The sequence below is a fragment of the Bacillus sp. FJAT-53060 genome (genome assembly GCF_037104745.1).
Taxonomy (GTDB): domain Bacteria; phylum Bacillota; class Bacilli; order Bacillales; family Bacillaceae; genus Bacillus; species Bacillus stratosphericus_B.
The window spans coordinates 16373-31706 of sequence record NZ_JBAWSW010000024.1; the positions used below are offsets into that span (position 1 = coordinate 16373).

The 15334-nt window shown below is 41.3% G+C and carries 11 protein-coding genes and 3 pseudogenes; 4 read left to right on the top strand and 10 right to left on the bottom strand.

Features of this window, described 5'->3' with window-relative positions:
• Positions 1–244: 244 nt before the first annotated feature.
• Positions 245–1651, top strand: a complete 1407-nt coding sequence (locus WAX46_RS10185) for a phospholipase D-like domain-containing protein (protein WP_226567867.1) — start codon at positions 245–247, stop codon at positions 1649–1651.
• 205 nt (positions 1652–1856) lie between these two features.
• Here the strand turns inward: WAX46_RS10185 and WAX46_RS15845 are convergent.
• The 4 genes and pseudogenes from WAX46_RS15845 to WAX46_RS10200 form a co-directional block, all read right to left on the bottom strand.
• A pseudogene (locus WAX46_RS15845) lies at positions 1857–1940 on the bottom strand (DUF418 domain-containing protein); the annotation flags it as partial.
• A 209-nt stretch (positions 1941–2149) separates the two neighbouring features.
• Positions 2150–2494 carry a YxeA family protein gene (locus tag WAX46_RS10190; protein WP_336493830.1) on the bottom strand — a complete coding sequence of 115 codons (345 nt, stop codon included), beginning with the start codon at positions 2492–2494 and terminating at the stop codon, positions 2150–2152.
• Positions 2495–2521: 27 nt separating this feature from the next.
• Entirely contained in the window at positions 2522–3730 is a 1209-nt protein-coding gene (locus WAX46_RS10195; RefSeq protein ID WP_336493832.1) for an FtsX-like permease family protein, read from the bottom strand.
• 226 nt (positions 3731–3956) lie between these two features.
• Positions 3957–4211, bottom strand: a pseudogene (locus WAX46_RS10200) (DMT family transporter); the annotation flags it as partial.
• 224 nt (positions 4212–4435) lie between these two features.
• On the opposite strand from WAX46_RS10200, the pseudogene WAX46_RS10205 reads away from it, so the two are divergent.
• From WAX46_RS10205 to cysI, 3 genes and pseudogenes are all read left to right on the top strand, one after another.
• Positions 4436–4777, top strand: a pseudogene (locus WAX46_RS10205) (aldehyde dehydrogenase family protein); the annotation flags it as partial.
• Positions 4778–4991: 214 nt separating this feature from the next.
• Entirely contained in the window at positions 4992–6803 is a 1812-nt protein-coding gene (locus WAX46_RS10210; RefSeq protein ID WP_336493834.1) for an assimilatory sulfite reductase (NADPH) flavoprotein subunit, read from the top strand.
• A 32-nt stretch (positions 6804–6835) separates the two neighbouring features.
• On the top strand, positions 6836–8551 hold the full coding sequence (gene cysI, locus WAX46_RS10215; RefSeq protein WP_336493836.1) for an assimilatory sulfite reductase (NADPH) hemoprotein subunit: 1716 nt from the start codon (positions 6836–6838) through the stop codon (positions 8549–8551).
• Positions 8552–8564: 13 nt separating this feature from the next.
• On the opposite strand, the gene WAX46_RS10220 is transcribed toward cysI, so the two are convergent.
• Genes WAX46_RS10220 through WAX46_RS10245 form a run of 6 tightly spaced genes read right to left on the bottom strand, consistent with a single transcriptional unit; the run spans position 8565 to position 15331 of the window.
• The gene (locus WAX46_RS10220) at positions 8565–10499 is read right to left on the bottom strand and encodes an AMP-binding protein (RefSeq protein WP_226567850.1); all 1935 of its coding nucleotides are present in this window, start codon (positions 10497–10499) and stop codon (positions 8565–8567) included.
• Positions 10500–10511: 12 nt separating this feature from the next.
• The gene (locus WAX46_RS10225; RefSeq protein ID WP_336493839.1) at positions 10512–12035 is read right to left on the bottom strand and encodes an acyl-CoA carboxylase subunit beta; all 1524 of its coding nucleotides are present in this window, start codon (positions 12033–12035) and stop codon (positions 10512–10514) included.
• 18 nt (positions 12036–12053) lie between these two features.
• Positions 12054–12836 (bottom strand): enoyl-CoA hydratase, encoded by a 783-nt coding sequence (locus WAX46_RS10230; RefSeq protein ID WP_226567848.1) that lies wholly within the window; start codon positions 12834–12836, stop codon positions 12054–12056.
• A 12-nt stretch (positions 12837–12848) separates the two neighbouring features.
• Positions 12849–13757, bottom strand: a complete 909-nt coding sequence (locus WAX46_RS10235) for a hydroxymethylglutaryl-CoA lyase (RefSeq protein WP_226567847.1) — start codon at positions 13755–13757, stop codon at positions 12849–12851.
• Positions 13758–13769: 12 nt separating this feature from the next.
• Positions 13770–13985: an acetyl-CoA carboxylase biotin carboxyl carrier protein subunit gene (locus WAX46_RS10240; RefSeq protein WP_226567846.1), complete on the bottom strand. Its 216-nt coding sequence runs from the start codon at positions 13983–13985 to the stop codon at positions 13770–13772.
• Positions 13982–15331, bottom strand: coding sequence for an acetyl-CoA carboxylase biotin carboxylase subunit (locus tag WAX46_RS10245; protein WP_336493843.1), 1350 nt, complete (start codon positions 15329–15331; stop codon positions 13982–13984). Before WAX46_RS10245 ends, WAX46_RS10240 begins: the two co-directional genes overlap by 4 nt.
• Between the last annotated feature and the right edge of the window lie 3 nt (positions 15332–15334).

The following is a 15334-nucleotide window of genomic DNA, read 5'->3' on the forward strand; positions in this document are numbered from 1 at the left end:
CGATGCGGCTCTGCTTTTTTTCTTATTGATATAAAAGTTGGGCTTTTCCTTCACTGCCAACGATCCGTATTTTAGATGTGACCATGTAGGGGGAATCGTATTAAATGAACCATTATTTAATGTTAAGTGAAACAGAACGTTATTTACTGCATTATATTCTCCAGCAGGAAGTCTAAATGAGTGAAATTTTATTTTTAACATAAGCTAAGAAAAAGAAGTGCTGATTTCAAAGGAGCTGATCATCATGCTTCACCTCTTACTTTTTCTTATCCTTTTATATGTGGTGTATGTATTTTTGACCGCATTTGTCTTGTTTTATTTACCGTTTCAAAAAACATGTAAAGAACATTGCATCTATAAAGCCTCTTCTATCTCAGGAGACGACCAGGGCACAAATCAAGTCATGATGCTTGATGACGGGTTTGAATCGGGTCAAGTGAGAGTTCAAATGATTCGCGAGGCTAAAAAGATAATTCGTTTGAGTTATTATTCCATTCAAAAAGGAAAAACCGCCGAATGGGTACTGGGTGCATTAATTGAGGCAGCTGATCGAGGAGTAAAAGTTCAGCTATTGTTAGATGGCATCTGCCACAGCCTTCGTGGACCTCTGAAGCATTTGCGCTATGCTGTTTCGAATCACCCGAATATGGCGATTCGTTTTTATGAGCCCTTTCGTTTGTTCAAGCCATGGACGTGGCATAATCGCCTTCATGATAAGCTCATTTTGGCTGATGGACGAGTGGCTGTGATGGGCGGAAGAAATATCGGTGATAAATACTTTGCAGATCAGCCGCCGAAAGACTTTGCTTATGACCGCGATGTGCTACTCTACAACGCCAAAAAGGGGAAAGTATTAGAGGAAATGGAGCAATATTTCGTTTATCAATGGAATCATCCCTTTACGAAAAGAACAAAAGATGTGTTCTCCAAACGAAAAGCAAGAAAAGGGAAAAAACTACGGAAACAGTTGCTCATGTCCTATCAAGAAGCCATACGTTCAAAAGAACCTTTTGTTATGTCATCTTTTGATTGGGAAAAAGATGCCACTTCTGTAAAACAGATTGCATTTTTCACAAATCCAGTGGAGCGCTTGAATAAGCGTCCTCTCGTGTTGAAAAAGTTAAACGATCTCGCTCACCGAGCAAAGCGTTCTGTTCTCATTCAGACACCTTATGTGATACCAACACGCCCAATGAAGAATAGGATCACCCCTTTATCTAAAGACATTCAAACGACGGTCGTCACGAATTCCCTGACAGCGACGCCAAATCCTTTAGCATTTGCAGGATATTTAAGCACGAAAAAAGAACTGATGAAAACAGGCGTACATTTATATGAATATGAAGGCCCGTATTCCATTCATGCAAAATCGATGGTCATTGATGATTACTTAAGTATTATCGGAACATATAATTTAGATGCGAGGTCTAGTTTTTTAAATACAGAATCGATTTTAGTCATTGATAGTGCACCGTTTGCATTATCACTTACGCAGGCAATTGAACGGAAAATCGCTTATAGTCATCTTGTCGCTAAGGACCGTACAGCCTATCATGCGAGCGATTACGGGCATAAAAAAAAGCCTTTGATGAAAAGGCTCCTTTTAAATGGATTATCAACGATAACCGTTCTTTGGAGACGATTGATCTGAAAACGGGAGCGTCAGGAAATGCGGATTTACAACGTTAAGGAAATTCCAATATAAAAAAGCCCAATTTCTCAATTTTAACAAATTGGCTTTCACTTAATTAATCATTTTTCATATATTCTATCTGTACTAACATTAAGCTGCCATAAATAAAATTGCAGGTATAAGTTATTTTCCCTGCAATTTTATTTATGTTATTTCATTTTCTTTAACGCATTCGTTCTAAATAATTAACCATAAGCCATATCCATTCAAGTGGACCAAAATTAAAGAAACGAATCCAAATTGTACTAAAAAAGCTGAATGAAAAGAATGGCTAAACAAAAGTAAAAAGATGAAAAAACATGATCTTACTGTTTAAGTTAAAAAATGCACGGGGCATCAATATGAAAAACGTTTGAAAAATGTAATTTGTTAATGCCATCGTGGTGATAATATTTTGGCTATAATTGTTATTCTTAACAAAACTTCTGTAAGGTTGATTTCTGTTTTCGGTAAATGTTACTTTGTAAAATTCACCTTAACCTTTTCCGGTAATGCCTCCGGCTGTACTTCCTCCCACGTTTCAATATAGCTGCCTTTTGCATATACTTTTAAATATGCATTCTTTTTGAGTTCCCGACCTGCATAGAATGTCACTACAGTTTCTTCCCCATCCTCTGTAAAGCCAGTCAAAGTGTAGTCATACCCTGCCGGACTTCTTGGTGCTCCTGATTCATTTATTTGTACAAATACAACTTTTTTCGGGACAAGTGGGTTTATGCGGTCTGATATCTCATTTGGTAAGGCTATAAATCCCCCAATAATAACTGACAGGGTTAACACAACTCCAACTTTCTTTTTCATTTTTTTCTCAACTTCCTTTCTATTTTCCTAATCATTAATTGATGCTGTTAGTTTTTTAAAATAACTAATCCTTACAATGATAAAAAACAAAGTCTGTAATAATAAGAACCCAATAATTGTGATGATAGTCGGGGTGAAAATATCGAATAACACTTCTCGTTCCACCACTTTCATAGCAAAGGCAGTATGAGCAGCTGCAACAATAAACGGTAGGAAGAAAAGAATCCCTAATTGCCATGTGGCACTTCTCTTCATTTCCTTCTCAGTCAAACCAATTTTGGCTAAAGCTTTATATTTTTCTCGTTCTTCTTCTAAATCTGTAAACAAACGGAAGTATAAAAAGCTGCCGGCAGCAAAGAAAAAGACAATAGCTACAAATAAACCAATAAATAGGCTTAGGCTAGGAATTTGAACTGTCTGGAAGTACACATTTGCCTTAGCTAAGAAGTAAAAATCAACATGAGAATAGTCACCAAAGATCTGGCTTTCTAAAACTCTAATTTTTTCTGTACTATCCTTCCAATTTTTGTATTTAAACCCATGAAAGGTTGAAGTTTTAAGTGTTTTTTTTATTTTCTCAAATGTTTGGTCATTGACTACTAAAGCAGTTGACACGGATAATATCGAGTCTTCAATCCTTTTCACCTTAATTGTATTTGGTGAATCAACTAGCTTTATGAAACGGGGAATATCTGCATTGCTTCGAGAACCGCGATTATCTAGAAAATAGATTCCTACATTGTCCTCTAGTGGTTCTACCTCTACATGCGGGAAACTTTTTAATAAACCCTCTTGAGAAAGTATTAATACAGGAGTCAATCCTTCGGCAGATTTATATCTTGTATCTATCGTTTCGAAAGTTTGAGTTGTGTAATCATAGCCACTTTCACTTAGGCTATCTTCTATTAGCCTAATATGATCTGATTCTGTCGTGTTTTCTGGTAAAGAAAGATATTCAATTTCATATTCCGTATTCTCAACCGTCATATTTGATTTGAATACTGCTAGCACACCTGTTGCCGTAAATGCAACAGCAGAAACGATACTTACAATAAAAAATAATCTCGCGTTATCCTTCACACGATAGGTTAAATCTGAAATAGATAAAAGATGATAGCCCTTTAAATAAAATCGTCTATTCTTTTTCATAAGCTTCAATAACCAAATACTAAGCTGACTGAAAAAGAAATACGTTCCAATTACTATGACGATAAAAATGATTACAGCTGTGCTCATATTTATTTCTGCTTTGAGGACCATTCCGTAACCTATCCCTAAAAGTATAAATGCAAGTAAAGATAATAGGAACGAAGGCTTTGGTTCTTTTTTCGGTATTTTTGAACCTTTTAATAATGCAACCGTTGTTTCTGAGTTAATAAAGAAAAGGATGCATTGAGAAATTATAAAAAACAGTAGGAGAAAGACCCCTGTTGTTATTCCAATGGCTTTCCAAGGAAAATATAATCGCAGTGACTTCATTAAAAATAATGATGGCAGCAAATGCGCCTCCTATTAAATAGAGTGGCTGCACCTTTTGATATTCACGAAAGTGCCCATCCCTTACAATCAGTAAAATCACAAGAGAGATGATAAAACCGGTCAGCTGCGTGATGGTTGCCGCCTGCCATGTACCGATATCTTGACTAATTCTTGCGTTGGATACACCTTGAAGCGTAATACAAGCGCCTCCTAATAAAGCGAAAATAACACCTTTCATTCTTTCAAATGCTCCTTCTTATTCTGTCTAGTTCCATTAAATGATAGATGTCCTGATGTTGAAAAGGACATATGTCCCACTTTGCGTATTATTATATCAGAAACTTTTTCATTTGCAGTTTCTTCGTTTTAGATTTTCCACAGTGGGTAATGTTTTATATGAGCTGTAAACAAAATATTGAATTGAATCACAGGTCAAAGGAGACATGTCACAATGAGAAATAGAAGGCCATTAATCCCGCAACAGAGGAAGTCATTGGAACGATCAGCTTAGGAACAAATGAAGATTTAGATAAAGCAGTCAAAGCAGCTAATGCTGCCTCCCCTTCTTTCTCAAAAACGTCTCGAAATGAACGAGTGGAGATGCTGTAAAACATTGTCTGCGGTTACGAAAAGAGTAAGGATGAGCTAGTAGAAGTGATGACACAAGAACTTGGTGCACCGCTAAAAGTATCAGAAGAGGTTCATTACAACATTGGGCATGAACACTTCTCTAAAGCAGCAGAAACACTTAAATCCTATACATTTACCAAGGATTGCGGCGGACATACCATTATAAAGGAAGCAAGGAAGGTAAAAAAAGGGAAATGGATGACCGTTTTCCTTTTTTGTATGCTCTCTCCTCTATTTGCACATTCTTTGTCATTAAGAATCTTAATCATGACAATCAATATTATATATTTTACTTAATGGGAAACTTTCGGTAAAGTTCAAATTGAACCTATATATATAATTCCTATCGAATTAATCTATGTTTATATTCCTTGTGAGGTGGATATCGTTGCAACTTCATGTATTGAACAGTCCGTTTAGTCAGGAGCAGGCAGAATTACTCAATCAACTGCTCCCCACTTTAACAGATCAACAAAAAATTTGGCTTACCGGTTATTTATCAGCACAGGCAGCTCTTGCCGGTTTAGAAGCTTCTGTTCAGGCCTCTTCTGCCGTAGCTCCAGACCAGCCTGTGAGCAAAGATGTGACAGTGCTTTACGGGTCACAAACAGGCAATTCCGAAGGTTTAGCAAAAAAGACAGCGGAGCATCTTGAAAAGAAAAACTTTCAAGTGATGCTCTCTTCTATGTCAGATTTTAAACCAAATAGTCTGAAAAAAATAAGCAATTTACTCATTATCGTCAGCACACATGGCGAGGGAGATCCCCCTGATAATGCCCTTTCTTTTCATGAATATGTCCATGGCAGACGTGCGCCAAAGCTTGAGCATTTGAGCTATTCTGTTCTTTCGTTAGGTGATAGCTCATACGAGTTCTTCTGTCAAACGGGGAAAGAATTTGACGAGCGCATAAAAGAACTTGGGGGAACGCACCTTTTCGACCGGGTCGACTGTGACCTTGACTATGATGAGCCGTTTTCTGAGTGGCTGCAAGGTGTGACATATTCTCTTAGTGAAGGTGAAACAGCATCATTCCCACAAGTAGCTGCGGGAGAAATGAGTAAGGTATCTTCTGAATATTCAAGAACAAATCCTTTTGATGCTGAAGTGCTTGAAAATATCAATCTAAATGGCCGCGGATCTAACAAAGAAACCCGCCATTTGGAGCTTTCTCTTGAAGGATCAGGACTTGTTTATGAGCCGGGAGACAGTCTTGGCATTTATCCGACAAATGATCCCGTCCTAGTGGATGAACTGATATCGGCATGCGGATGGAATGCAGAAGAGGCCGTCACCGTTCATAAAAACGGAGACACTCTTCCTTTAAAAGAAGCACTCACCTCACATTTTGAGATTACAGTCTTAACAAAACCTCTTCTTCAAAAGATTGCGCCATTCAAGAAATGTGAAGAACTTCATGCCCTTTTAGAAGAAGGAAACGAAGAAAAGCTAAAAGAATATATAGCAGGCCGAGACTTATTAGATGTGGCTCGTGATTTCGGTCCTTTTGAAGGAACAGCAGCAGATTTTACGTCTATTTTAAGAAAAATCCCTGCACGTCTATATTCCATTGCAAGCAGTCTAAAAGCAAACGACGAAGAGGTGCATTTGACAATAGGCGCTGTCAGATATGATGCACACGGACGATCTCGCCAAGGTGTCTGCTCGATTTTATGTGCAGAGCGTCTGCAGCCAGGTGACACTTTGCCTATTTATATTCAACATAACCAAAACTTTAAACTTCCTCATAATGCTGATGTGCCGATCATTATGGTCGGGCCAGGCACAGGCATCGCCCCTTTCCGTTCGTTTATGCAGGAACGCGAGGAAATCGGTGCAAATGGAAAGTCTTGGTTATTCTTCGGTGATCAGCACTTTGTGACGGATTTCTTATACCAAACGGAATGGCAAAAGTGGTTAAAGGACGGCGTCTTAACGAGAATGGATGTTGCTTTCTCTAGAGATACAGAGGAAAAAGTATATGTCCAGCATCAAATGAAGAAACAAAGTAAAGAATTATTCGAATGGCTTGAGCAAGGTGCCTATGTGTATGTTTGCGGAGATGAAAAGCATATGGCGCATGATGTTCACCATACCCTTCTATCGATTATTCAAGAAGAAGGTGCGATGAGCAAAGACAAAGCAGAAAGCTATCTAGCTAATTTACAGCAGCAAAAACGCTATCAGCGTGACGTCTATTGATTTGATGCTTGAAAGAAAGGAGCTTTTACAACATGGTGAAGAAAGCATTAACAGCGCCGGATGGACCTCCGAGCGACGTAGAGGACATTAAAGAAAAAAGCGATTATTTACGGGGTACGTTAAAAGAAGTCATGCTTGATCCGATTTCAGCGGGAATTCCTGATGATGACAATCGCCTGATGAAGCATCACGGCAGCTACTTACAGGATGATCGTGATCTGAGAAATGAACGACAAAAACAAAAGCTTGAGCCTGCCTATCAATTTATGCTGCGTGTACGTCTGCCTGGCGGAATCACCACCTCCAAGCAGTGGCTTGTGATGGATGAGCTTGCTCACAAATATGGAAACGGCACGTTAAAGCTGACAACTCGTGAAACCTTTCAGCTTCACGGTATTTTAAAATGGAACATGAAAAATACCATTCAAGACATTCATTCTACCATGCTTGATACGATCGCTGCTTGCGGGGATGTGAATCGGAATGTCATGTGTACATCGAACCCCTACCAATCAGACGTGCACCATGACGTTTACGAGCTGGCAAAAAAATTAAGTGATGACCTGCTTCCTCAAACAAGAGCGTATCATGAAATTTGGCTTGATGAGGAAAAAGTAGCGGCAACGCCTGACACTGAGGTTGAACCGATGTACGGTCCGCTCTATTTGCCAAGAAAATTTAAGATTGGCGTTGTAGTACCTCCTGCTAACGATATTGATGTCTTTTCGCAGGATCTAGGATTTATTGCCATTATCAAAAATAATCAATTAGTTGGCTTTAATGTCGCGATTGGCGGTGGAATGGGCATGACTCATGGTGATACATTGACCTACCCTCAGCTTGCAAAGGTGATCGGTTTTTGTACACCTGAGCAGGTCGTTGAGATTGCCAAACAAGTCATCACCATTCAGCGTGACTATGGAAACCGTTCTGTGCGAAAAAATGCCCGCTTTAAATATACAGTGGACCGCCTCGGACTTGAGAATGTAAAAGAAGAGCTTGAGCGCCGTCTTGGATTTACTCTTTTAGACGCACGGGATTATCACTTTGATCATAACGGTGACCGCTATGGCTGGGTAAAAGGTATTAATGGCAGATGGCATTATACGATGTTTGTAGAAGGCGGACGTATTACAGATGATAATTATCCGCTGATGACAGGCATTCGTGAAATTGCAAAGGTTCATACGGGTGACTTCCGTTTAACAGCGAATCAAAATTTGATCATTGGGAATGTCACTTCGCATAAAAAGAAACAAATCGAACAGCTGATTAAGGAATTTGGTATATCAGATGGTCAGCAGCACTCTGCCCTGCGCCGCAGTTCAATGGCATGTGTTGCTCTTCCAACATGCGGCTTAGCGATGGCCGAAGCAGAACGCTACCTTCCTCGTTTGATTGATAGAATTGAAGAGATTTTAGAGGAAAACGGATTAAGTGATAAAGAAATCACCATTCGAATGACTGGATGTCCAAATGGATGTGCCCGTCATGCTTTAGGTGAGATTGGTTTTATAGGAAAATCACGTGGTAAATACAATATGTATCTTGGTGCCGCATTTGACGGCAGCAGGTTAAGTAAACTGTACCGAGAAAATGTGGGTGAGGAAGACATTTTAAAAGAACTTGGCTCTCTACTCCCTCTGTACGCAAAAGAACGAGAAGAAAATGAACATTTCGGTGATTTTGTGATTCGAGCAGGGATTGTCAAAGAAACAACAGATGGAACGAATTTTCATGCGCAATAAACAAAGACAGGAATCACTCCTGCCTTTGTTTCCTTTTCAGGTCATTGGAAATGCTTTCGAATACATCCGGATTCTCTAATGAAGAAAGATCTGGTAAAGGTTTTTGTTCATACGCCCCTTTTAGTAAACGCCTGACGATTTTTCCATTTCTTGTTTTCGGTAAAGCTGAAATGAGATGAATTTCTTTTGGTGTGAGCGCTTTTCCGGCATGTGATCCAACATGTGCTGAAAGCTCTTGAATGAGTTTGGCTTCTTCAAAAGCGTGTGAATCCGTCACGATGAAACACACGAGCGCCTCTCCCTTCACCTCATCATTTACCCCGATGACTGCTGCTTCGTGCACAGCCGGATGGCCAACAAGGATGGATTCAATTTCAGCTGGACCGATGCGTTTGCCTGCTGTATTAATGACATCATCCGATCTGCCCGTGATATGGAATTCTCCGTCCTCTGTTTGCATGACCCAATCACCGTGTGTCCATACACCATCAAATCGTTTGAAATACGTGTCTTCATAACGCTCCGGCTCTTTCCAAAAACCATATGTCATGCCGACCCATGGCTTTTTCACAACAAGCTCCCCTACTTCATTTATGACGCTCTGTCCTGTTTCATTATACACATCTGCCGCCATTCCTAAGATTGCTGCATTAAAGAGAATGGGTTTGATTGGGCGAAGCAGAGTACTTCCTACAATGCCACCAGACACTTCGGTCCCCCCTGAGTAATTTAAGATAGGAATGTTCTTTTGACCAATTTTGTTAAATAGCCATTGCCACGGCGCTTCATTCCAAGGTTCACCAGTAGAAATGATGGCCTTGACATGCGTCATCTTAATCCCTGCTATATGTTGCTGCATCGCAGAACGAACAAATGTAGGCGAAAGACCAAAATGAGTGACTTTCTGCTGATGGATGAATGACCAGATATGCTGTTCATCTGGATAATCGGGTGCGCCGTCATATAAAACAATCGCGGCTCCATTTAACAAGCCCCCAAAGATAAGAAATGGTCCCATCATCCAGCCCATATCTGTGAGCCAAAATAGCCGGTCTCCTTTTGCAACATCCATACATAGACCGGCATCAAAAGCAGCTTTTACAGGAAAGCCTGCGTGTGTATGGACGGCTCCTTTTGGTGTGCCAGTTGTCCCAGAAGTATACAAGATCATTAGAGGGTCTTCATTTGTGACATAGGTGGTTTCGTGAATTGGCTGTTCTTTTAATAAATCGTTTAACCTTACGTCATCTTTGTAATCAGTATCAGAGGAAGAATGAACAATGACAGTTTTAACGGTATCTGTTTTTTGGATCGCATCAGCCACACATTCTCGCATGTTGATGGTCTTTCCCCGGCGCGTCATTTCGTGCCCTGTGACGACAATGGTTGCACCTGAAGCACGAATGCGTACGGCAAGAGGCTCACTTCCATAGCCTGAGAAGACCGGACTAAAAATCACACCAATCTTAGCGAAGGCAAGCATGACGGCAACAGTTTCAGGAAGCATAGGCATATAGATGATCGCCACATCTCCTTTTTGAAGCCCTTTCTTCAAAAAACCAGCTGCGTAGCGATTGACTTTTTCCTGAAGATGGAGGAAAGACCAACTCTTTTCTTCTCCTGCTTCATTGCCCCAAATAATCGCTGGTTGATGTTTAGTCTCTATTTTCTCTGCCCATTTGTCTACGGCCGTTTCGATGATGTTTAATGTGCCGCCCTTATACCACTTCGGCCACATGAATGAGTGCTGACCTAATGCAGCTTCATACGGCTCTTTCCACTGAATGCCGACAGCCTTTTCAGCTTCTCTCCAAAACCAATCTGTCCGCTCAATACTTGCTTGATAGAATGAGTGATACGTAGAAAAACCAAGAGATTTCATCCACTGATCAAGTCGTGTTTTTTTGATCATCTGCTCTTCCGGTACCCATGCTGGTTTCAGGTTCATTAGGACCCTCCTTTAGACCGGATAGACCGGATGTTTTCGTCTCGTAAATGTCATCTCTTTTGATGTATAGGCTTGTAGTCGATTGCACAGTTCAGCTCGTAAACGGTCAAATGGGATGACGCCATCGACAATCATTTCAGAGGCAAGCTCGTATATATTCATATCTTCCTGGTATTCCTTGCGTTTCTCCTGTATAAATGCGGCTCTCTCTTCGGCAGGCAGTGCGGCAATTTTATTCGCATAGACAGCATTCACTGCTGCTTCTGGCCCCATCACAGCTATTTGTGCTGATGGAAGAGCAAGACAACAATCCGGTTCAAAGGCAGGACCTGCCATCGCATATAAGCCTGCACCATACGCTTTACGCACGATGACTGATATCTTCGGTACGGTTGCCTCTGACATAGCGGAGATCATTTTCGCCCCGTGCCTGATAATGCCAGCTTGTTCCACTTTTGTTCCAATCATAAATCCTGGTATATCAGCAAGAAACAATAACGGAATATGAAAGGCGTCACATAGCTGAATAAACTTGGCCGCTTTATCAGCCGAATCGTGAAATAACACACCGCCCTTCGATCTTGGCTGATTGGCAATAAGACCAACAGGCTGACCGTCTAAGCGACCAAAACCTGTGATGAGCTCAGCGGCAAAGAGCTTTTTAATTTCAAAAAATGATCCTTCATCGATAAGTAAATCAATGAGTTGATACATATCGAAGGGGGTATTCTGACCCTTTGGTATTAGTTCTTGGATGGAGATGTTAGATGGTCTAGGTGCTTTTGCCGTTTTCGTTTTTGGTCTTTCTGTATAGTTGGCAGGCATGTAGGTTAAATAATCACGTGCCATTTGAATGGCCTCTTCCTCTGTTTTTGCTAATATATCTCCACATCCAGATATGCTACAATGCATTCTCGCCCCGCCCATTTCTTCAAGTGATACTTTTTCTCCAATCACCATTTCGGCCATTCGCGGGGAGCCTAAATACATAGATGCATTTCCTTCGACCATGACGACGATGTCACAAAAAGCAGGGATATAAGCACCGCCAGCCGCAGATGGGCCGAATAGTAAACAGATTTGCGGGATACGTCCAGACAGCTTGACTTGATTATAAAAAATGCGGCCTGCGCCCCTTCTTCCTGGAAACATGGCGATTTGATCTGTAATTCTGGCGCCAGCTGAATCCACTAAATACAGCATCGGGCAGTTGAGCTTTTCAGCTATTTCTTGGATTCTAATGATTTTCTCGACCGTTTTGACGCCCCACGACCCTGCTTTAACGGTAGAGTCATTTGCCATCACGCAAACTGTCTGTCCATTCATACGTCCTGTTCCTGTGACGACACCATCTGCTGGTAAATTTTCATCCGTACATTCTGCAAACAATGCGTCTTCAATGAGAGATTCCTTATCCAATAACAGATGAAGCCGATCACGAACAAATAATTTCCCTCTTTCTTTGTTCTTTTGATGGTATCGTTCGGCCCCGCCCTTTATAATTCGCTGTTTTTTTAATTCAAACTCATCGATCATGACCATTCCCCTTTCTTGCTATTTGCCTTTGTAATGAGGCGTTCGTTTTTCTTGAAAAGCACGAAGACCTTCCGTTCGATCTTCAGTATGAATGAGGCGTAAATAGGCCTCGTATTCTTTCGTCAGCCCTGTGTGTATATCGTAATCAAGACTAGAGTGAATCGCTTGTTTTGCTTCTTTTAAGGCAATCGGTCCATTTTTGGCGATTTGTTTTGCAAGGATGAAGGCATCATTCATGAGTGAATGAGCTAAAGAGATGTGTTCAATCAACCCGATTTGAAGGGCTTCTTCTGCTTGTATTGAAGCACCTGTGAAAATGAATTCCTTTGCTTTACCAAGCCCTACCAGGCGCGGGAGTCTTTGTGTTCCCCCGGCCCCAGGGATGATAGCTAGTCCTGTTTCTGGCAGGCCGAGTTTTGCTTCGGCTCTTGCGATGCGGAGATCACAAGCTAGTGCAAGCTCAAGACCTCCTCCAAGTGCATGTCCATTGATAACTGCAATGACAGGCACAGATAGGGATTCAATTTCTGTAAAGGTTTGTTGAATTGTGAGGACGGCTTTTTTTGCTTCTTCTTCTGTCATCAACCGTCGCTCTTTTAAATCTGCTCCCGCGCAAAAAACTTTAGAGCCAGCACCTGTAATGATCAAACAGCGGATGCTTTCATCTTGTTTGATTGCTTGAATGGTTTGATTGATCTCCTCTAGCATCGCAGCGGATAGGGCATTTGCTTGATCAGGCCTGTTTAATGTCATGAGACCAACCTGCCCATCTTGTATAGAAAATTGAACCAATGAGTTCATGTCATTCATCCTTTATGAAGTAGTGTGAGAGTGAAAAGCACGTAAGCAGTGACTAGGCAACGTTCGATCTATCTTTGTTTCAATCCATTCTGCCGCTTTGATCAATGTAGGAAGGTCGACCTTTGTTTCAATCCCAAGTTTTTGGAGCATATGCACAACATCTTCTGTCGCCACGTTCCCGCTAGAACCAGGTGCATATGGACAGCCGCCAAGTCCGCCGCTAGAGGAATCAAATGTCGTGATTCCAGCCTTTAATGCCGTGTATATATTTGCAAGTCCCATTCCCTTCGTATCATGAAAATGTAGAGCGATTTTATCAGCAGGAAATCGCTCAAGTAAAATGTCTAATTGTCTTTCTACTTGCAGAGGATGGGCTTCTCCAATGGTGTCTCCAAGGGCTATTTCATCAATGCCGTAGGAGAGTAGACTCTCAGTTAATCGTAAGACTTGGTCCATCGGCACTTGTTTTTCATAAGGACAGCCAAACACCGTAGAAATATACACGCGAGTGCTTCGCCTTTCTGCTTTTAAATCCGCAGTCATTTGTTTGATGACGGAAAGTGTTTCTTGTATGGAATGATTCATATTCCTTTTGTTATGTGTTTCACTCGAAGAAATAAACATAGCGCCTACATCAAGGTTTGCTTCAAAAAAATGGGCTAAGCCTTTTTCATTTGGAATGAGTGCTGCATAGGTGATATCCTCTATTTTGTTTAAGGATTGGGCTAATTGTTTGGCATCCTTTAAGGCTGGAACCCATTTAGGATGGACAAATGATGTGACTTCAATATAAGGGAGATGGGCTGCTGCGAGCAGATCGATCCACGTTCGCTTCTCGTTTGTGTCCAGCCAAGCTGATTCATTTTGCAGTCCGTCTCGCGGGCCGACCTCCCTAATAAGCACGCTTTTTGGTAATGCCATTTGCCTTCCCTCCTATACTGTTAGCTCCAGAAGCACCTCTCCTTCATCGACAAATTCACCCTCTGCCTTATACACTTTACTGATTACACCTGCCTCTTCTGCAACAATTGGAATTTCCATTTTCATTGACTCTAAGATGGCGACCTCCTGTCCTTTTAGGACTTCATCACCTTGTTTTACCAGAAGCTTCCATAAGTTTCCGGCCATTTGTATCGTGACGGTTTTCATGAACGGTTTTCCTCCTTTTTTTTCATCAGAAAATCGGTTGTAATGCTGCCCTGTAAGAAGGCAGAAGATCCGGCCATTTCCCTTAAAAGCGATAAATTGGTTTTGATCCCTTCTATTTCATATGTGTGTAATGCCGCTTTTAATCGTTCGATTGCGACTTTTCGGGTATCACCGTAAACAATCATTTTCGCAATCATTGGATCGTAAAATGGGGTAATGACGCTCCCGCTTGTCACGCTTGACTCATGACGTATATATGGGGCTGCAGGTGTAGAAAGCCTAGTGATTGTACCTGGTGATGGATAAAATGTGACAGGATCTTCAGCATATATTCTAACTTCGATGGCATGCCCAATTTGGTGAATATCCTCCTGATTAAATGAAAGCGGTTGTAATGCAGCAATTTTCAGCTGCTCTTCGACAAGATCAATACTTGTGATTTCTTCTGTCACAGGGTGCTCAACTTGCAATCTTGTGTTCATTTCTAGGAAATAAAATTGTTGATCTTGATCGACTAAACATTCAATCGTTCCTGCATTTTCATAGCCTATCGCTTTAGCTGCTTCAAGGGCCATTTGTCCCATTTGATGTCTCACCGAGTCGTCGAGACAGGACGCTGGTGCTTCTTCGATGATTTTCTGGTGTCTTCTCTGGAGTGAACAATCTCGTTCAAATAGGTGTACCCCATGGCCAAAGGAATCAAAGAGGACTTGAATTTCAATGTGCCGTGCATGCTCAATTACCTTCTCCATATACAAAGTACCGTCATTGAAAAAGCTTTGCGCTCTTTTTTGGTTTCCTTCAAAAGCTCTATATAGCTCCTCATCATTTCGGACGAGCTGCATGCCAATCCCTCCGCCTCCGCTCGATGCCTTTAGCATGATCGGATAACCGAGTGATTGCGCTTTACTGACCCCTTCGTCTGCGTCATAGAGTGGTGATGATACACCTGGAACGATTGGGATGCCCGCTTGTTCCATCGTTTTTCTAGCTTCAATTTTATTTCCCATTTGCTGAATCACTTGTGCAGATGGTCCAATAAAAGCAATTCCTTCTTTGCGACAACGGTCAGCAAAGACCGCATTTTCTGATAAAAGGCCATATCCAGGATGGATGGCATCTGTTTTTGTTTGTTTGGCTACCTCTATGATCGCCTCCATATTTAAATAGCTTTCAGCTACTTTCGCGCCTCCGATAACATAGGCACTATCTGCTTCTTGCACATGAAGTGCATGCTGATCTGCCTCTGAATAAACGGCAACTGTTTTGATCCCTAGCCGTTTACAAGTCCGAATAATTCTACGGGCAATTTCGCCTCGATTGGCTATCAGTACTTGTTGAAACATCGC

Coding starts and splice junctions, on each gene's coding strand:
- WAX46_RS10185 (WP_226567867.1), top strand. CDS start 245: ATGCTTCACCTCTTACTTTTTCTTATCCTTTTATATGTGGTGTATGTA.
- WAX46_RS10190 (WP_336493830.1), bottom strand. CDS start 2,494: ATGAAAAAGAAAGTTGGAGTTGTGTTAACCCTGTCAGTTATTATTGGG.
- WAX46_RS10195 (WP_336493832.1), bottom strand. CDS start 3,730: ATGAGCACAGCTGTAATCATTTTTATCGTCATAGTAATTGGAACGTAT.
- cysI (WP_336493836.1), top strand. CDS start 6,836: ATGGTGAAGAAAGCATTAACAGCGCCGGATGGACCTCCGAGCGACGTA.
- WAX46_RS10220 (WP_226567850.1), bottom strand. CDS start 10,499: ATGAACCTGAAACCAGCATGGGTACCGGAAGAGCAGATGATCAAAAAA.
- WAX46_RS10225 (WP_336493839.1), bottom strand. CDS start 12,035: ATGATCGATGAGTTTGAATTAAAAAAACAGCGAATTATAAAGGGCGGG.
- WAX46_RS10230 (WP_226567848.1), bottom strand. CDS start 12,836: ATGAACTCATTGGTTCAATTTTCTATACAAGATGGGCAGGTTGGTCTC.
- WAX46_RS10235 (WP_226567847.1), bottom strand. CDS start 13,757: ATGGCATTACCAAAAAGCGTGCTTATTAGGGAGGTCGGCCCGCGAGAC.
- WAX46_RS10240 (WP_226567846.1), bottom strand. CDS start 13,985: ATGAAAACCGTCACGATACAAATGGCCGGAAACTTATGGAAGCTTCTG.
- WAX46_RS10245 (WP_336493843.1), bottom strand. CDS start 15,331: ATGTTTCAACAAGTACTGATAGCCAATCGAGGCGAAATTGCCCGTAGA.